Genomic DNA, 17733 nt, shown 5'->3' on the forward strand with positions numbered 1-17733 from the left:
GCGCTAATCCATGACATATGTGGACACCTCAGGTCTGTCGGCACACATGTTTATTACCGTTCTGCTGTTTCTGCTTGTGATTGCCCCTCTGGTCAGTCTTGGAGTGCTCCGGCTGTTTCAGTCGAGAAGACAATCGGGACTGCTGTTGATCGGCGGCGGGATAGCCGTTTACATTATTTTTCAGCTGATCATTGCCTTTACCTGATTCTGAGTGAATTACTCCTCGCATAATAGCAATTTCATCCGGCTTCGTTACACGCGCGCTAGCCTTCCAGACCGCCCAGACGACCAAAAACCAGCAAGTCTCCTATACAGGGGACTTGCTGGTTTTTGGGTTACTGTTTATTCCGCCACTTATTCTGCAGCCAGTACTTTTTCAAACTTGGTTTTGTTCATGCCGACAATCTTGTGTTCGCCGATTACGGTTACGGGCACTGCGCGCAGCCCCATATCCCATACCTGCTGGGCAAAATCATCATTCTGCTCAATGTTGCGTTCCTCATAGGCTACACCCTTATCACCCAGGTAGCTCTTGACCTGGCGGCAGTGCGGGCAGTTAGTTGAAGTGTATACAATAACGTTGTCCATGATATGATTCCTCCTAAAAAGTTTTGTGAGCCTAGGCTTCGTTGAGATACTTCGTACAAAACTTACTTCGAAAGCATACGCTCAGTTTTGTGAGCTTAACTTCCTTGCATCACTTCGTACAAAACTCACTTCGAAAGCATACGCCCAGTTTTGTGAGCTTAAGCTTCGTTGAGATACTTCGTACAACCATTTTACACAATTACTGCGCTGTGCTCCAGGCTCTCAATATATTTCTCGGCATCCATCGCGGCCATACAGCCGCTGCCTGCTGCCGTAATTGCTTGTCTGTAACGGGTATCCTGCACATCACCACAGGCGAATACGCCGGGGATGTTGGTTTCGGAGGTTCCCGGATTGCTTACGATATACCCATTCGCATCGGTAGTAAGCTGTCCGCCCAGGAAAGAAGTATTCGGATGATGGCCAATCGCCACGAACACGCCGCTGGCTTCAATGACTTCCTCTTCCCCGGTCTCATTGTTCAGTACCTTCAGTCCGTTCACGCCATGATCACCGGAGGTTACTTCCAGCGGGGTGCGGTCTAATGCCCATACTACCTTAGGATTGGCACGGACACGGTCCTGCATAATCTTCGAGGCACGCAATTCGCCTCTTCTGTGCACCAGTGTTACCTTGGAGGCAAAACGGGTCAGGAATCCCGCTTCTTCCAGCGCCGAATCGCCGCCGCCAACGACAACAATCTCTTTGCCGCGGAAGAAGAATCCGTCACAGGTGGCACAGGTGCTGACTCCGCGGCCCACGTTATCCTGTTCACCGGGAATACCCAGATATTTAGCCGTAGCGCCTGTGGAAATGATCAAAGTGTCTGTCTCCAGCACACCCAACCCTTCAACGTTCAATTTAAAAGGGCGTTCGCCCATCTCCACGCTGTTCACCCAGCCGGAGCGGAATTCGGCGCCAAACCGTTCAGCCTGCTTGCGCATATTGTCCATAAGCTCAGGACCCATAATTCCGTCCGGGAACCCCGGGAAGTTCTCCACTTCCGTAGTGGTGGTCAGCTGGCCTCCCGGCTGAAGCCCTTCGATCACGAGCGGGTTCAGATTGGCACGGGCCAAATAAATTGCAGCGGTCAACCCGGCTGGGCCGGTGCCCACAATAATAGACTTATACATAAATGTATCCTCCTTGAGCTGACGGCAGTGACGCCGGTTCTTATTTAAAATAATTATAATGTAATACCAATTATGATTACAGAACCATCAGTTGTCAATATGCCAGAGCGCCTGTAGAGAAACTATTTTGTGAACAATTTAATTATATAAGATGAACTTATGAATAGAGTAGTGGAGTTTCAAGAAGGCCTGATGCTCAGGCTTCCTGGAAACCCGTAGGTAACATTCTTAAGTTCACGTTCTATAGTCAGAAATCTTTTGCCCAGGAGCAGACAGGTTCCATTGTTCTAGCGCAACAGACGCAGTCCGTTCAGAATAACCAGAATGGTGCTGCCCTCATGCCCTACCACACCAAACGGGAGCGCGATGCCCTGCACGAAATTGCTGATCATCAGCGCAGCAATGACGGTGACGGCAAAAATCATATTCTGCTTCACAATCCGCTGCGAACGGCGGGCAAGGGAAATCGTCGCGGCAATCTCCTCAATATTGTCGTTCATCAGCACTACATCAGCGATCTCCAGCGCTGCGCCGCTGCCCTTCATCCCCATGCCCATCCCTACGGTGGCCGTCGCCAGCGCCGGGGCATCATTGACGCCATCGCCTACCATGACAACATGGCCGTACTGCTCCCGCAATGTTTTGACATGGGATACCTTATCTTCAGGCAAAAGATCGGCAAACACCAGATCCACGCCTGTTCTTCTGGCCATGACGGCAGCAGTGGCAGCACGGTCGCCCGTCAGCATCGCTACTTTGATGCCCAGATTCTGCAGCTTGCGCACCGCCGCTTCGGCTTGCGGACGCAAGGTATCCTGCAGCGCAATCATTCCGGCAATCTTCTCACCGTCCATAATGACAGAGACGGTCTTGCCTTCGCTCTCCAGCTGTCCGCGCAGCGAGCGCCAGTAGTCCAGACTGTTGCTGCCTGCTGCTTCCGGTCCGGTCCACTGATCATTCCCGTCCAGCAGATTGGATTTGCCGATGCTCCACAGCCGCCCGTCAATTCGCCCTTCAATCCCCCAGCCAGTCAGCGATTTGCTCTCCTGCACGCCCTGCAGCTCCAGGTATTCTTCCTCGGCCTTGCGCACAATGGCCTCTGCCAGCGGATGGCGTGACAGATTCTCAATCGAAGCACTGATGGATAACAGTTCGTCACGGTCGTATCCAGCGCTGGCGATGAAGTCAGTAACTTGTGGAATTCCTTCGGTAAGTGTTCCGGTCTTGTCAAAAGCCACCACTTTCGTGCGCGCCATATTCTCCAGATGGACTCCACCTTTGAAGAGGATGCCTTTGCGTGCGCTTTTGGAAATAGCGGACAGCATCGCAGGCATAATCGAAGACACCAGTGCGCAAGGGGAAGCTACCACAAGAAAGACCATTGCCTTGTAGAAGGTATTGCTCCAGCTCCAGTCAAGCAGGAACGGGGGAAGCAGAATCAGCAGTGCTGTCGCCCCTACCACGACACGGGCATATATCGATTCCAGCCGTTTAATAAACCGCTGCGATTCGGGTACTTCGGTTTCAGCTTCTTCGACCATTTTAATGATTTTGGCAAAAAGCGTATTCTCAGCGGCTTTGGTAACTTCAATGTACAGCGGGCCCTCCCCGTTGACCGTACCGGCAAACACTTCGCTGCCAACGGACTTCTCCACCGGCAGCGATTCGCCGGTAATGGAAGCCTGATCTACCGCCGATTCTCCCCGGCACACCTTGCCGTCAGCCGGAATCAGCTCGCCCGGACGGACCAGCAGCAGGTCCCCAAGCACTAGCTGGTCAATCCCGACTTCGTTCATCGCCCCCTGCTCGATCCGGACGGCAGTCGCCGGTTTCAGGGCGAGCAGAGAGGAAATATCCTTTTTGCTGCGTTCCATTGTATAGCTCTCCAGCGCACCGCTCATCGCAAAGATAAAAATCAGCAGCGCGCCTTCATTCCAGTAGCCAATCGAAGCAGCGCCAAGCGCGGCGGCAATCATCAGCAGATTGACGTCCAGGTCGCGCTCCTTGACCAGCGTCTCCACACCTTCCTTGGCCTTGCTCCAGCCTCCTACGGCATAAGACAATACATAGATCGCCACGGACAGCATTTCTGACCAGCTGCCTGTTGCCCAGGCGACAAGCATAAGCACACCGCTGCCCAGCGCTGCCTGCATCTCTGAATTGCTGATCATGGCACGCGGATCGAATCTGCGCGGCTTCGGCGCGCGCGGCTGCTGCTGTGCGCTTCCTGAACGTTCTGCGTGCTGGCGTAATTGTTTCGTTGTTGCTTGCATAAGAATCACCTTTTTCTGAAGAATTGTGTAGCGTTGCGATGCGGCCAGATGGCAGCCCTGTGGGTCCAATGAGAATGAGAGCCATTATTAAAGCCCCTAAAATGGCACATGCTGCCCCGGCTTAGCCGGGACAGCATGTTGAAGTCGATATGGGCAATGAGAATGATAATCATTGTTTCTATTGTGCAAATTTATTTCCTCAGTGCAACTTATAAATTTAATATACCACCTTTTGCTGAAAAGTAAACCCTGAGCCGAGCCTAAGTTTGAAAAACGAACAGAGCGACCCATTTCAACCTATAGAACGTGAACTTAAGAATGTTATATTCGGAGTTGTCCGGGTAAGCCCTATGCAGCAAGCTTTCGGACAACTCCACCGCTTCTTCACAAGTGGTGAACTGCTGATTTTGGTTTTGAGCCTAATTAGGAAGGATATTCCACATTGATATGGGAATTAGTAACAAGGCAAATTTCTAGAGTTGACGTTCTATATCAAACCAAAAAGGAATGATTGTTATTCAGTACAACCTGCAGTTCTAACAACTATGCACACTTACCGGGCTGGGCGAAATGATTAAAGCCCCCCGCGTGGTCTCCGGCGGCTTGCTGCACCAGATGTATAGGGTCGAAACCACCACTGGTACCTATGCAATCAAAGCTCTGAATCCGCAAATTATGCAAAGGCCGGATGCCATGTGCAATTATATCCAATCCGAGCAGATTGCCAAGGCAGCGGCGCAGCAAATCCCAGCCCTTCCAGCCAAAGAATGGCATGGCCGCTTCATGCATGAAATTGGCGGGCAATATTATCTTGTGTTCGATTATTGGGCTGATGGTCAGAGCCTGAAGGCCCCGCATATCAAGCTAAGCCACTGTCACAGGATGGGCGCAATTCTGGCCGATATTCACCAGATGGATTTCTCCGGCCTGGAATGTAGCACCCCTGAACCGACCAAGGCAGAGCTGAGCGATTGGACAGCTTATGTGCAGAAAGGATGGGAGCAACAGGCTGTGTGGTCTACTCTTATGGAAGAAGCCAGCGGACAGCTGTACGAGTGGAACGCTAAGGCTAGCCGTGCTGCACAGCTCCTGGCAACCGGAATGGTCCTCAGCCATCGGGATCTCGACCCCAAAAATGTGCTGTGGAATGACGATCAGCCCCTTGTCATTGACTGGGAGGCCGCAGGCTATATCCATCCCAAACAGGAATTGATTGAAACCGCCGTATACTGGTCAGAGGACGAGTCCGGGGACCTGAACGAGCAGAAATTCAAGGCCTTTATGGCGGGCTATGTTGAGAATGGCGGGAATGTGCAGCCCGATTGGGAGCCCGCTTTAGCACTGGGCTTCATGGGTAAGCTGGACTGGCTGGAATATAGCTTGAAGCGCTCTTTATGGCTGGAATGCTCCAGCGAAGAAGAGCAGCAGCTTGGAACTGAACAAGTAGCCGCTACCCTCCACTCCCTCAGACGTTACAACGATAACACCTCCGTTCTGGCACAATGGCTAATGGCTGTCGGATAATAGGCTCTGCCATGGCTGCAACGGTTGACGAACACTGCTGTAGCTAAATGAGAGATGCGGGGGCTGGCTGCTGTAGGTGAGTGTGACTGGTAACTGTGGGGGATCGGGGGATACGGGTGGCGGGTAATTGTTGGACGATTAGGGGATACGGGGGCGCGGGTAACTGCGGGGGATCGGGCGGCGGCGATAGCTCAGACAGCTGCGGTATTATAGGGAAAATTGACCGTTAGTTTGGAGTAAACACACTTTCATACGAACTTATAGGGAAAAATTACCCCTATCGCATAGAAAGAAACTCTTTCACTTCAAATTTAATGGATTTAGTGGATATTTTTCCCTATATATTCGTAAAACCCACCCGTATTTTAAATTTAGCGGTCAAAAATCCCTATAGATGCCGGCGTAAGGCGGCTGGTAGCGGGGATAGAAATCAAAGGCTTTTTTGCCTTTGATTTGGCGATTACGGGGACGCTGATCGAATTCAGAGGCATTTTTGCCTCATATTTGCGTGACACGGCGGCGCTGGGCGAATTCAAAGGCCTTTTTGCCTTTGATCTGCGTGATACGACGGCGCTGGAAGAAATCAAAGGCTTTTTTGCCTTTGATTTGCGCGATACGACGGCGCTGGAAGAAATCAAAGGCTTTTTTGCCTTTGATTTGGCGATTACGGAAGTGCTGACTGAATTCAAAGGCATTTTTGCATTTGCGTGATACGACGGCACTGGAAGAAATCAAAGGCTTTTTTGCCTCATATTTGCGTGACACGGCGGCGCTGGGCGAATTCAAAGGCCTTTTTGCCTTTGATCTGCGTGATACGACGGCGCTGGAAGAAATCAAAGGCTTTTTTGCCACTGATCCGCGTCACTACAGAGGTGTTGCTATATTCAGAGGCAAGGTTTGTTTTATTGGGTGCAGTGGCGGGAATGTGGAGTTCGAAAGTACGTAGTAGCAGGAACAGACGGGACGGCAACGCAATAAGGCAGGCGCGAGAACTTCAGCGCCTGCCTTATTATTCACAGTCGTCAGCCGGAGACTGTACCCAGAGCAGCGTCCTGCCGGGCCATCCAGGTCAGGCAGGCAGCCCGCAGCAGCGCTTCGGTCCGCTGACCGGCGCTGCAGAAGATCCCGCTCAGGCCGATCCGGTACAGATCGGCCAGGCTCGACGCCGCCGGTGCCCCCGCGGCGAGCACCACCGCCGCGGGCTTGACGCGCCGCACGGCGGCCAGGATCTCCGCCGCCGCCTGCGCGAAGCCGGCGGCGGCCTCTTCCGGCGCAGCTTCGCCTGCTGCGCCGTCCAGCACCAGGAAATCGGCGATGCGCGCGATTTCCCCGGCGGCGGCAGTGCTTACATCGGGGGCGACCAGCGCCCCGATGCGGCACGCCGCCGCATAAGCGTGGCCGAGCGTCTGTTCGGCCACCTCCTCGATGAATTCGCGCTGAGCGGCGAATTCGGCAGCGCTGGCGGGATAAGGCGCCAGCACATCCAGGCGGCTGTCGCCGCCCTGCCGCTGGCTCAGCGCCACCGCGGCAAACAGCGCTTCAAGCTGCGCATCCTGCAGCGCGGCCAGCTTAGCCGGCTGCTGCGCCAGCTGCGGCTCATACACCAGCGTGACGGCTGCCCAGTCGCCGTCCGCCGATTCCAGCAGCGCGGCGGTGGACGCGCGCAAGCGGTAGCCGATCCGCTGCAATATACGTTCAGCCTGCGAATCGTTTTCACAGAACAGCCAGCTCTCATAAAGGCCGGACAGCTCCGGTGCCTGAAGCCACTCCTCGCCCCTAACCAGGCATGGACCTGCGCGGAATACACCGCCGTCCTCACGCCGCACCGGACGCTCCTCCTGCCCTTCACGCAGCACCAGAAAAGCAGGCTGCTCACCCGCCCGCTGGAAATAAGTGCGGCTAAGCGGCGGTGTTTCCTGGCTTACCGCTCCGGTGATGAATTCGGCGGCTGCCGATGCAACGGACCCCGACTGGCTCATCTCTGCACCTGCAGTCCGATCACCGCCGTTATACATAAACGGGCGCCCTTCATTGCTCCGCAAGCCGTCCTGCTGACGTTCACCCTTCATCATTTGCACCCACCTTTTTTGGCTTTGGATTGCTGCCGCTTGTGATAACGCAACCTGCATCAGCCACCGGCATATGGCTTCACTTTATAGATACGGAGCACATCACCGAATTATGCAAGCGATACCAAAAGTGCACAATATATGTAATGTCATTAATAGCTATATAAGATGAACTTAAGAATGGAGTAGTGAAGTTGCCAGAAAGCCTGATGCATAGGGCTTCCCTGGCAACTCCGTATGTAACATTCTTAAGTTCACGTTCTATAATCCCCTTATTATATAAAATGGACTTTAGAATAAAAGGTACGTTCTATCGCCAAAAAGGCACTTGCGGCTGTTTAGCCGCAAATGCCCATGTCCGCACCACTCTTGCCCTCAACTGAAAGCGCAGTTCTATTTATTGCTGGCTGGCAGCAATCGCCTGCTCCAGGTCATACAGAATATCATCGATGGATTCCGTGCCGACCGACAAGCGGATCAGCTCCGGCGTAACACCGGCTGCAGTCTGTTCTTCATCAGACAGCTGCTGGTGCGTAGTGCTGGCCGGATGAATGATCAGCGACTTGGAATCGCCGACATTCGCCAGATGGGAGAACAGCTTCACATTCTCAATCAGCTTGCGCCCCGCAGAACTTCCGCCTTTGATACCGAACGTCAGGATCGCCCCCTGGCCTTTGGGCAGATATTTCTGAGCCAGCTCGAAGGACGGATGACTCTCCAATCCGGCGTAGCTCACCCACTCTACATCGTTATGCTTCTCTAGATATTGTGCTACTTTTAATGCATTCTGACTATGGCGCTCCAGCCGCAGATGAAGGGTCTCCAGACCCTGCAGCAGCAGCCAGGAGTTAAATGGTGAGATCGCCGCTCCCAGGTCACGCAACAGCTGGACACGCGCTTTGATAATATAAGCAATAGGCCCCACAGCCTCCGTATATACCACTCCATGATAACTTGGATCAGGTTCGGTCAGACCAGGGAACCGGCCGCTCGCCTTCCAATCGAACTTGCCGCCATCCACAATAATTCCGCCAATGGAGGTTCCGTGTCCGCCAATAAACTTGGTAGCCGAGTGAACTACAATGTCTGCCCCATGCTCTATTGGACGCAGCAGGTAGGGACTTGGGAAGGTATTATCGACAATAAGCGGCAGCCCGTGTTCATGGGCAATCGCTGCTACGGCTTCGATATCGAGCACATCGCCGCGCGGATTACCGATGGTTTCCGCGTAAATCGCTTTCGTCTTGTCATTAATCTTGCTACGGAAGTTCTCCGGATTGTTCGAGTCCACAAAATGCACCTTAATGCCCAGCTTCGGCAATGTGGTGGAGAACAGATTGTATGTCCCGCCATATAAGCTTGCAGAGGAGACAATCTCATCACCGGCACCGGCGATGTTCAGGATGGAGAAGGAAATTGCCGCTGCCCCGGAGGCCGTAGCCAGTGCACCCGCACCGCCCTCCAGCGCCGCCAGACGCTGCTCGAACACATCAGTTGTCGGATTCATCAGACGGGTATAAATATTCCCGAATTCCTTGAGTGCGAACAGATTCGCAGCATGCTCGGTATCGCGGAACCCATAAGAGGTAGTCTGATACAGTGGTACAGCACGGGCCAAGGTGGTGGGATCAATCTCTTGTCCTGCGTGTACAGCTAAGGTTTCGAATGACAGTTTGCGGTCTTCAGACATCGGTATTTCCTCCCTTATATTCGTTGTAGCAATTTTTGACAACTTAGAATTGTACCTATTCTCTCACAAACCATGTCATTTGAAAAGATAATTCTCATCATTCCGCTGGGTATTATAAAAAGCCCCCGCCGCAACTTGGCTGGAGCCGATATAAACGATGTCGATCTTGAATGTATTCGGATAAATCCGGTTTCAGGTGTCGTAACTGACCAGGTAGTGATGAAGTTCCGTGTTATAGCAGCCAATGCTGTGTTCAATCAGCCTGCCATCCCCATCGTAAGAATTCCGCAGACGCTTGAGGACATAACTTCCCTGCGGAAGCTCCAGAAGCAGACAGACTTCCGGCGGGGCGGGTTCTACGAAGAACCGGTCCTTAAAGTTCTCCAAATGAATGTCCTTCTCCTCCAGCGCATCATAGAGCGACTGGATATCCGAATCCATTGCCGCAGCGCCTCCAAAAGGCAGGGCAGCCGCCGTCAGGAAGTGGACCAGATGGATATAGGGCTGTCCATTCAGAATATACAGCCGTTCAATCCGCTGGCAATACGGCCCGAAGCGGCTGTATTCTTCCGTTCCTGCTTCATAGGCTAACAGTTCGGAGGAGAGCAGTCTTTTTTCCAGCTTATGCCCTTCCTCCACCAGAAGCTCCGTGAATCTTTTGCCCTTGGACAGTTTCAGAAAAGAAGTATTGCGGGTTACAATCGTTCCAATCCCGCTTTTCTTCTGCACATATCCTTCCTGCGCCAGCTCCTGCACCGCCCCGCGGACAGTCATTTTACTGACTTCAAATTCCTTCTCAAGCTGCGGTTCAGACGGAATAATACTGCCCAGCGGGTACACCCCATGCAGAATCCTGTCTTTGAGGATCTTTTTAATCTGCTGATATAAAGGACCTTGCTTGCGTTTGAGGGACACGCCCATCTCACTACCTTTCAACATCTCCGATATGATCTGACAGCGCCCGGCGCACCTCAGTCTCTGTAAAAAGCGCTGTATCCCCTACAACGGTATGAGCCAGCATCCCCGCCGCCGCTGCCAGATCGACGGTCTGCTGCAACGGATATCCCTGCAGTTCCCCATGGATGATTCCACTGGCAAATGCATCCCCTGCTCCAATCCGGTCATGCACCGAAAAGGTCAGCTTACGGGAAAACGCAAACGTATCCGCTTGATAGATATATCCGGTTAAAGAGTGCGTATTGTCGGCATTAATCTCCCGGTGGGTTCCGGCCGCGGTCTGGATGCCGAAGCGCCGGGCCACTTCTGGAACCGCATGCTTCAACTGTGTTATTCTACCATATTCTCCGCTTCCGATGCCAAGAATAAACTCTGCATCCTTCTCGTTCATCATGACCGTATCCGCCAGATTCAGCATCTCTTCATAATGCGGACGAGCACCGGCATAACCCGGCGCTCCCCACAGCGCAGGACGGTAATTGCAGTCAAATACGACCTTACCGCCCGCATTCTTCACCGCTGCCGCCAGCCGTTTCATCTGGCTGCGCACTTCTTCATTCATCGCGAGCGTGATGCCGCATAAATGGAGGACATCCACGCTGGAAGCGATGGCTGCAAGATCATAGCTTGTCTCAGCCGAGGTGTTGAAGCTGCTGCCCAGCCGGTCCGTGTAGGTGACCCGTCCGGGACGAACCCCGAAGCCATTCTCCAGAAAATACATGCCCAGGTGCTTGCCGCCACGGCTGACCAGCGAGATGTCAATCCCCAGCTTGCGCAGATAGCTCATAGCCGCATCCCCGACCGGAGTGTCCGGCAGGGTAGTCACCATGTATCCGGAATGACCGTATCTGGATAACGCCGCCGTAACGTTCACTCCACTTCCGGAGAAGGAGTAGTTCAGCTTGCTGCCCTGGGCTAATGTTTCATAGCCTGGAACCTGAAGCCGCATCATCACTTCGCCAAAAGCAGCGATGTTAGACATATTGATCTACCAGTGATTTCATCATGCCCAGCAATACCTTTACATCCTGTACCTTCGTATTCCCGGTCTTGGCATCAATGATGGAGGAATACACATGCGGAATCACACGGGGAACGCCCGCCTGAAGGGCAATCTCCAGAATAGGTCCGAAGTTGTCCAGATCAATGCCGCCTGTAGGCTCAAGAGCGAAGCCTTCTTCCCCGCAAGCCTTGGCAACCGCCCGGTATTCCGCCTCCAGCTCCAGGCCTTGCATAGGATAATATTTGAGCGCATTGCCGCCCATGTCCCGTACCAGCGCAATCGCTGCCTGAACAGGAACTACCGCCTGCGCCTGAGCTCCTGAACTGATAGGCCCTGTCGATATATTCACATAGCCGACCCGGCCGCTAGGGGAGACAAGACTATTAATCCAGCTGTCCTTAACACCCAGATTGGCCCGCGTTGCCCCGACTGCCGGGAAGACTTGGTTAACATGGCTGCCAGGATAGCTCCTCACAATCTCTGCCACGACCGCAGCCTGACGGTTGTCCCCTGCCCCGAGTCCGATCGATACCGCATCATTGATCGTGAGGCCGTACGCCTTCATCGCCTCTGCCGCTTCTCCGGCTGTGGGATAATTTTTGGAGAGTACACCCACCAGAACATAACCTTCCGCAGCCGCGTAGATCTCCTTGGCATTCTCAATGCTGCCCGCCAGTACATTCAGAGCCGCTGTATTCTTATAGAAAAAGTTGTATGGATCAGACATGGCTTCTTCCCCCCGCAATCTCCTGTATTCTGCTGATGATAACTTCCAAATCGTCTCCTTGGAGCGACCTTGGGTCAATATCGAAATACCCCTGCTTCACGCCGTAATCCCGTGTGTATACTGCGATCTCACCCTCGCGAAGCTGATCATTGACTGTCTTGGCATCTATTCCGGCTGCCGTTGCCTCTATGTGGATGCGTCCACGAAAAATCGCCCGGCCTGCTTCATCCTGCACAATGCTGACCGATATCCCGCTAAGTTCCGCCAGTGCCTGGAGTGCCTCCAGCGTTTTCCTCTCTTGAGCGCTGTTGTCCGCTTTCTCCCAATATTCATCCAGAGCCTGGAGCAGCCCGAAGGTGGTCTCTTTGCCAACCTTCATGCTGCGGCCGATCCCATGCAATTGTACCTTCAGCCACTCGATATATTGCTTTTTGCCGGCGACAATGCCTGAAGTGGGTCCTTCAATGGCTTTGGAGCCGCTGTAGATGGCCAGATCCGAATATTGTACATATTTGCGGATGTCCTCCTCCGCAGCCGCATCGACAATCAGCGGAACTCCGCGCCGGACGGCAACCTCCCACGCTTCCTCTACGGAAATCATGTTCTTCTGGACACAATGATGCGACTTCACATAGAGAATAGCCGCCGTGCGCTCCGAAATCGCCGCTTCAATATGCTCTTTGCGGCCTTCATTGGCGTATCCGGCTTCAACGACCCGTCCCCCGCCAAGGTATATCATGGTTTCCACCGGAGCTCCATACTGCACATTGTGGCCCTTCAGCATAATAATCTCGTTCTTATCCATCGGCTCCTGATGCAGCCGCAGGCTGAGCCTTGGATCTCCGCCGGTCACCACGGCCGCCACGGACAACACGATCCCACTGGATGCCGAATTTACGACGACCGCTCCCTGCGAGCCCAACATGCGGGCCATGTAATCACCAGCCTTATCCATAAGATCGGAGATCTCCACGTAGTTCTGTCCGCCCAGCTTCATGGCTTGCATAACCGTATCCGTTGGAGCGGAGACCCCTAGAATGCTCATCCTTCCACTGGCATTAATGACGCGTTTCAGCCCATACCTAGCATGTAATGAGTGATCCACTCACAAAAACCCCTTTCGCCTCAATATAACGATCCGCCACGCGGACATCGCCCTCAGAATCCGTCAGTTCTTGCCTGCCTTCGGCCACTGTGAACAGCGTCAGATTAGCCTGCTGTCCTACCCTGATCTCGCCCAGTTCCGGCTTCTTCAGCCAAGCTGCCGCGCTGCGGGTAACCGCATGGATAACCTCTTCCAGACTGTAGCCAAGGTAGAGAAATTTCGAGAGCACATTCGACATGCTGTACACCGGACCATTCAGCCGGTTGCCCCGGTAAATATCCGTGCTGATGGTATCCAGGCCAATGCCGGCAGCCTTTGCCTGCTCCGCTGTTCTAAAGGAGAAGCTGGCCGTCCCATGCCCCACATCCAGATGAACCCCCTGCTGTACAGCATTCCGGAGTCCCTGCAGCGGCTGGCCGTCTTCATGAAATAAGTTATTGGACTTGCCGTTGAGATAATGAGTGATGATATCTCCGGCCGCCAGCAGCTCCAGCACTTCGCCAATGGCCGGCGGAGCCGAGCCGATGTGCACCATCAGCGGCAACTTCGTCTCTTCGGACAATGCCCGCGCCTGCTTAAGCGGCAGAATTCCATTCTCCTTCACCACGCTTTGACTGATGCGTGCTTTAAGTCCAACGATGAATTCGGGATAATCGGCTGCCGCCTGCACAACCTTGTCCCGATTGATCCATTCCAACTGCGACAATTCATCCGTCCGCTGAAGTCCAATCTGCGAAATATTCAAAAAGGCAAACACCTTCGTAACAGCTCTGGCAGTCTCAGCGTAAAAAGCCCCGATTCGCTCCGAACCGCAGCTTCCCGCATCGACAAGGGTAGTTACGCCATGCTTCACACCGATTTCATCAATCTCATCCCCATAGGGATGAAGTTCCGGCACGGCATGAACATGCAGATCAATCCACCCACTGGATACATACCATCCGGAGCCATCCAGCTCCGTCACCCCTTCAGCGTGTCCTGCTGGCGCAATATCAGTGATGATACCTTCCTGAACGGCAATATCGACGGTCTGCCCGTTCATAAGCTGCAAATTGCGCAGCACAGTCGCTGTGCCCACTCTTCCCATCTCCTTCTCTATACTGAAATTGGTAATTAGAAGCTACCAAGTTCATGTTCTATTAATATCTCACAACATCTCAATGATTATAATGTTATAATGTTTTAAACTATAAATCTACCCCTAAAATAATGATCTTGCATCTGTGTGATCCCAAAGAGAACTGTGACTTACCATCCAACATCACTGGAGGGAATACTCTATATGGCAAAACCGGCACACAAGGCATCCTTGCGATCCAGATTCCAGCTCAACTGGAATCATTTCAAATCCAAGCTACTTCTGAAATATGCATTTTCTTATATCCTTATGTTCCTGATTCCACTGAGCGGCGTAACTATTTTTGTATATGAGAATGCCGTTAAGGGGCTGCGCGTGGAGATCGAGCAATCCAATGTCAACCAATTGAATCAGGTGAAGAGCACCATTGATGCACGGATGGTTGAACTACAGGAGATATCCGGCAGAATTGCTTATGACAGGCACCTCACCCCTTACATGGTACGGCACCCTTATTACGGACTCGAAGCTATTCAGGCTCTCGCCAACTACAAAGCCAGCAGCAGCATCGTAGAGGATCTGTTTCTGTATTTCCACGATGACTCCAGCATCTATTCCTACCGTGGCCTCGCCGACCTTAGCGTAACCTTCGACACCTTATACCAGTTCGAGCATTGGTCTCCTGAAGAACTGCTGCAGGATCTCAATGAAACGAAGCAGCCCATGATGCGCCCTGCTGAGAATGTAACCGTTAACTCCCGCCGGGACCCTATGCTGGTCTTGCTTGTCCCGATTAAACCCAATGACCCCTTCCCTTACGGAACCGTTGTTTATTTAATGAAGGAATCGAAGCTTACCGGTGTGATGGACTCCATCCTCAGTGACTTCTCAGGGAGCAGCTACATCTTCAACTCCTCTGGTGAGGTTCTTACCGCGAACAGCCACGGCATCCGCCTGCCTCAGGACGAACTTAGCACGTTGTCTTCATTGGAGCCGGGTATTCATAATCTGGTGCTGGACGGTGAACGGCATTCGGTCGTCTCTGTCCAGTCCGAGCAGAATGGCTGGACCTATGTAACCACCATGCCAAGCTTCCAGTTCTTCAGCCGTGTCGCCCATGTCCAGACCCTGATCCTGCTTGTCTTCTGCATCACAGTGATCACCGGCATCGTAGCCGCTCTGCTGCTTGCCAAACGGCAGTATCACCCGATCCGGGACCTGATGGAATTGGCTAAGCTTAGAGGGAACAGCAATGACGCCCTCAAGACCCGCAACGAGTGGGATTGGATCCGGCAGACCATCCAGGAATACAGCGCCAGAATCGATATGCAGGAGCCGTTCGTCCGCAACCAGTGCATGCTGCTTCTGCTGAAGCACGGCAAGCCGGATGACCCCGAGATTGAGCAGATGATACGCAGTGCGGGATTTGAGCTGTCCGAAGGAAACGGCCTGTATTTCTCCGTCATTCTGTCCTGGGATGATGCCGTTCAAGGCGAAAGCTCCTGGGATGAGCGCCACCTGCTGCAGGAAATGCTCAGCAATGTGAACTTGCCAAGCCTTACGGCCCAGATTTTTGGAGTGGAGTTCTCCGCCCAAGAGCAGTTCGCCTTAATTGTGTCCTTCCCTGCCAGCGGGAACGGGCCGGTTCAACAGCGGATGGAGCAGGTCATCGACGCGGTGCAAGCGGTTATTCAAGAGAATTCCCGGCTCGCTCCCCACATCGGTGTCGGAACCGCCTACCAGGATCTGGCCAAGCTCAACCAGTCCTTCGTCGAAGCGGCTGCCGCCCTGGAGCACCGGGTGATCCGACGCAGCGGCCACGTCACTTATTTCGAACAATTGGCAGAGCTGAATTCACCGGCAACGGGGAGCTTCTGGATTTCCCGCAAATCCATACTCAAGCTGGAGCAGAGCCTTAAGCAGGGCAATGAATCGGTAGCCACCGAGATGATTGCCGACACCATTGATACGATTAAGGATGAGCCGTTGCAGGTACATCTGCTGCGCTGCATCTGCTTTGATCTGCTGAACACGTTCCTGCGGACCGCCTCCGAGCTCGGAATGAACGAAGTGTTCGCCGATCTGCCTGCCTTGACCTCGTTCGAGACGCTTGAAGAATTAGAGAACAGACTGCTGTCCCTGAGTGTACGGATATGCCAGCAGGTCGAACGGAACACAGAGAGCAAGGAGTCTTCACTGATGGAAGACATCGTAATTTATGTCGACCAGCAGTTCGCCGATTACACGCTCAGCCTGGAGCATGTTGCCCTCAAATATTCCATTTCGACCTCATATCTGAGCCGTAGCTTCAAAGAGAAAACCGGCTGCAATTTCTCACAATATATCTGGCAGCGCCGCATGGATGCAGTCATCCGGCTGCTTGAGAATACAAGCGCGCCACTCAAGGAAATTATTGAACAGGTGGGTTACCTGGATGCACCCAATTTCATCCGCAAATTCAAGAAGGAAACCGGCTTGACACCCGGACAATACCGCAAGCAGTATGCGTCAGGCGGCTCCACGGGAAAATAAAATGTAAACGGGCCAGCAGTCAGCCGGCCCGTTTCTTATTGCGGCTCGTTCAGAATATAATCGACCAGCTCGTCCAGCGGAACAGTCGCCAGCGCAATCGCCGTATCTGTCACTCCGTAGTAGATGTACAACAGTCCGTCTTTGACCACATTGCCGGTCGGGAAGACCACATTGGGAATCTGATATCCGAATTTCTCGTAGTAGGTCTCCGGTTCCATAATGAAATGATGCGTCCGTGCAATGATCTTCTCCGGGTTATCCAAGTCCAGCAGCATGGCCCCTACACGGTAGACGATATCTTCATCGACACCGTGATAGAGCACCAGCCAGCCCTTGTCCGTACGCACAGGAGGTGCAGAGCCGCCAATCTTCCGGGACTCCCATGTGGGATTCTCTGCTTTGGCGAGCAGCTTAGGCTGTTCCCAATGGATGAGATCTTCGGAATACGTAATCCACATCGCGGCCTTCTCTGTTCCATAGGCTTCGCCCACGTATTCCTCGGGGCGGCGCAGCAGCACGAATTTGCCGTTGATTTTCTCGGGGAACAGGATATTGTCGCGGTCATTGATGTCCAGGGGCGTGGTATCGGCTACAAACTCCCAGTCCAGCAGATTATCCGATTTCAGAATAGAGGACCGTGTCAGCCAATGTCCCGCTTCTTCCCCCCAGCCATCCGGGTACTCTGGAATCGAACGCTCAGGAATACCGGCTCCGGTCGGATAATAACTCATCGCACACGGCCGCAGCGCGTAATTCAAATAGAAGGTTCCTTCAATTTTGACAATCCTCGGGTCCTGCACACTGCCATAGGGAAACCCTAGCATATCTGGTGTCACCAGCGGTTCCTCCTTGACATGGGTGAAGTTCACGCCATCCTCGCTCACCAGCAGGCCAAGAAAGTTCTTGCAGGGTGTCAGTGAGCCCGCTGTGCGCTCAATCATATAGAATTTGCCATCCTCAATAATAACTGCGGGATTGAATACGGTCACTTTACGCCATTCATAACCTCCCGGGACTACGATGGGGTTGTTCGGATGCCTGGTAATTTTCATGG

At 53.1% G+C, this 17733-nt stretch carries 16 protein-coding genes; 5 read left to right on the plus strand and 11 right to left on the minus strand.

From position 1 onward, the window contains the following. Positions 1–10 precede the first annotated feature (10 nt). The gene (locus tag B9T62_RS27445) at positions 11–205 is read left to right on the plus strand and encodes a hypothetical protein (protein ID WP_087918181.1); all 195 of its coding nucleotides are present in this window, start codon (positions 11–13) and stop codon (positions 203–205) included. A 149-nt stretch (positions 206–354) separates the two neighbouring features. Here B9T62_RS27445 and B9T62_RS27450 read toward each other — a convergent pair whose 3' ends face one another. The 3 genes from B9T62_RS27450 to B9T62_RS27460 all read right to left on the minus strand — a co-directional run bounded on the left by B9T62_RS27450 (position 355) and on the right by B9T62_RS27460 (position 3994). Then, complete coding sequence (locus tag B9T62_RS27450; protein ID WP_087918182.1) at positions 355–588, minus strand: glutaredoxin family protein; 234 nt, start codon at positions 586–588, stop codon at positions 355–357. A gap of 191 nt (positions 589–779) precedes the next feature. Beyond that, complete coding sequence (gene trxB / locus B9T62_RS27455; protein ID WP_087918183.1) at positions 780–1721, minus strand: thioredoxin-disulfide reductase; 942 nt, start codon at positions 1719–1721, stop codon at positions 780–782. Between the two features lie 287 nt (positions 1722–2008). Continuing rightward, on the minus strand, positions 2009–3994 hold the full coding sequence (locus B9T62_RS27460; protein ID WP_087918184.1) for a heavy metal translocating P-type ATPase: 1986 nt from the start codon (positions 3992–3994) through the stop codon (positions 2009–2011). A gap of 570 nt (positions 3995–4564) precedes the next feature. Between B9T62_RS27460 and B9T62_RS27465 the strand changes: the two genes are divergently transcribed. The 3 genes from B9T62_RS27465 to B9T62_RS27475 all read left to right on the plus strand — a co-directional run bounded on the left by B9T62_RS27465 (position 4565) and on the right by B9T62_RS27475 (position 6464). Continuing rightward, complete coding sequence (locus B9T62_RS27465) at positions 4565–5518, plus strand: phosphotransferase (RefSeq protein ID WP_245864083.1); 954 nt, start codon at positions 4565–4567, stop codon at positions 5516–5518. 453 nt (positions 5519–5971) lie between these two features. After that, positions 5972–6229 carry a hypothetical protein gene (locus B9T62_RS27470; RefSeq protein ID WP_087918185.1) on the plus strand — a complete coding sequence of 86 codons (258 nt, stop codon included), beginning with the start codon at positions 5972–5974 and terminating at the stop codon, positions 6227–6229. Further along, positions 6222–6464 carry a hypothetical protein gene (locus tag B9T62_RS27475; RefSeq protein WP_087918186.1) on the plus strand — a complete coding sequence of 81 codons (243 nt, stop codon included), beginning with the start codon at positions 6222–6224 and terminating at the stop codon, positions 6462–6464. The genes B9T62_RS27470 and B9T62_RS27475 overlap by 8 nt, the downstream gene beginning before the upstream one ends. A gap of 76 nt (positions 6465–6540) precedes the next feature. Here B9T62_RS27475 and B9T62_RS27480 read toward each other — a convergent pair whose 3' ends face one another. From B9T62_RS27480 to B9T62_RS27510, 7 genes are all read right to left on the minus strand, one after another. Beyond that, positions 6541–7590: a hypothetical protein gene (locus tag B9T62_RS27480; protein ID WP_087918187.1), complete on the minus strand. Its 1050-nt coding sequence runs from the start codon at positions 7588–7590 to the stop codon at positions 6541–6543. 394 nt (positions 7591–7984) lie between these two features. Further along, a complete protein-coding gene (locus tag B9T62_RS27485) occupies positions 7985–9277 on the minus strand; it encodes a homocysteine synthase (protein ID WP_087918188.1) in 1293 nt (430 codons plus the stop codon). Between the two features lie 192 nt (positions 9278–9469). Then, complete coding sequence (locus tag B9T62_RS27490) at positions 9470–10216, minus strand: GntR family transcriptional regulator (RefSeq protein WP_425436608.1); 747 nt, start codon at positions 10214–10216, stop codon at positions 9470–9472. Further along, the gene (locus B9T62_RS27495) at positions 10203–11216 is read right to left on the minus strand and encodes a sugar kinase (protein WP_087918189.1); all 1014 of its coding nucleotides are present in this window, start codon (positions 11214–11216) and stop codon (positions 10203–10205) included. Before B9T62_RS27495 ends, B9T62_RS27490 begins: the two co-directional genes overlap by 14 nt. After that, a complete protein-coding gene (dagF, locus tag B9T62_RS27500; protein WP_087918190.1) occupies positions 11209–11964 on the minus strand; it encodes a 2-dehydro-3-deoxy-phosphogluconate aldolase in 756 nt (251 codons plus the stop codon). Before dagF ends, B9T62_RS27495 begins: the two co-directional genes overlap by 8 nt. After that, positions 11957–13069 (minus strand): DgaE family pyridoxal phosphate-dependent ammonia lyase, encoded by a 1113-nt coding sequence (locus B9T62_RS27505; RefSeq protein ID WP_087918191.1) that lies wholly within the window; start codon positions 13067–13069, stop codon positions 11957–11959. The genes dagF and B9T62_RS27505 overlap by 8 nt, the downstream gene beginning before the upstream one ends. After that, positions 13047–14111 carry an amidohydrolase/deacetylase family metallohydrolase gene (locus tag B9T62_RS27510; protein ID WP_245864684.1) on the minus strand — a complete coding sequence of 355 codons (1065 nt, stop codon included), beginning with the start codon at positions 14109–14111 and terminating at the stop codon, positions 13047–13049. The genes B9T62_RS27505 and B9T62_RS27510 overlap by 23 nt, the downstream gene beginning before the upstream one ends. 240 nt (positions 14112–14351) lie before the next feature. On the opposite strand from B9T62_RS27510, the gene B9T62_RS27515 reads away from it, so the two are divergent. Then, positions 14352–16679, plus strand: a complete 2328-nt coding sequence (locus tag B9T62_RS27515; RefSeq protein WP_087918193.1) for a helix-turn-helix domain-containing protein — start codon at positions 14352–14354, stop codon at positions 16677–16679. Positions 16680–16714: 35 nt separating this feature from the next. Here the strand turns inward: B9T62_RS27515 and B9T62_RS27520 are convergent, their stop codons facing one another. Beyond that, complete coding sequence (locus tag B9T62_RS27520) at positions 16715–17731, minus strand: glycoside hydrolase family 130 protein (RefSeq protein WP_087918194.1); 1017 nt, start codon at positions 17729–17731, stop codon at positions 16715–16717. Positions 17732–17733 lie beyond the last annotated feature (2 nt).

The sequence above is a fragment of the Paenibacillus donghaensis genome (assembly GCF_002192415.1).
Taxonomy (GTDB): domain Bacteria; phylum Bacillota; class Bacilli; order Paenibacillales; family Paenibacillaceae; genus Paenibacillus_AQ; species Paenibacillus_AQ donghaensis.

Coding starts and splice junctions, on each gene's coding strand:
- B9T62_RS27460 (WP_087918184.1), bottom strand. CDS start 3,994: ATGCAAGCAACAACGAAACAATTACGCCAGCACGCAGAACGTTCAGGA.
- B9T62_RS27510 (WP_245864684.1), bottom strand. CDS start 14,111: ATGAACGGGCAGACCGTCGATATTGCCGTTCAGGAAGGTATCATCACT.
- trxB (WP_087918183.1), bottom strand. CDS start 1,721: ATGTATAAGTCTATTATTGTGGGCACCGGCCCAGCCGGGTTGACCGCT.
- B9T62_RS27520 (WP_087918194.1), bottom strand. CDS start 17,731: ATGAAAATTACCAGGCATCCGAACAACCCCATCGTAGTCCCGGGAGGT.
- B9T62_RS27445 (WP_087918181.1), top strand. CDS start 11: ATGACATATGTGGACACCTCAGGTCTGTCGGCACACATGTTTATTACC.
- dagF (WP_087918190.1), bottom strand. CDS start 11,964: ATGTCTGATCCATACAACTTTTTCTATAAGAATACAGCGGCTCTGAAT.
- B9T62_RS27495 (WP_087918189.1), bottom strand. CDS start 11,216: ATGTCTAACATCGCTGCTTTTGGCGAAGTGATGATGCGGCTTCAGGTT.
- B9T62_RS27480 (WP_087918187.1), bottom strand. CDS start 7,590: ATGATGAAGGGTGAACGTCAGCAGGACGGCTTGCGGAGCAATGAAGGG.
- B9T62_RS27515 (WP_087918193.1), top strand. CDS start 14,352: ATGGCAAAACCGGCACACAAGGCATCCTTGCGATCCAGATTCCAGCTC.
- B9T62_RS27490 (WP_425436608.1), bottom strand. CDS start 10,216: ATGTTGAAAGGTAGTGAGATGGGCGTGTCCCTCAAACGCAAGCAAGGT.
- B9T62_RS27465 (WP_245864083.1), top strand. CDS start 4,565: ATGATTAAAGCCCCCCGCGTGGTCTCCGGCGGCTTGCTGCACCAGATG.
- B9T62_RS27485 (WP_087918188.1), bottom strand. CDS start 9,277: ATGTCTGAAGACCGCAAACTGTCATTCGAAACCTTAGCTGTACACGCA.
- B9T62_RS27450 (WP_087918182.1), bottom strand. CDS start 588: ATGGACAACGTTATTGTATACACTTCAACTAACTGCCCGCACTGCCGC.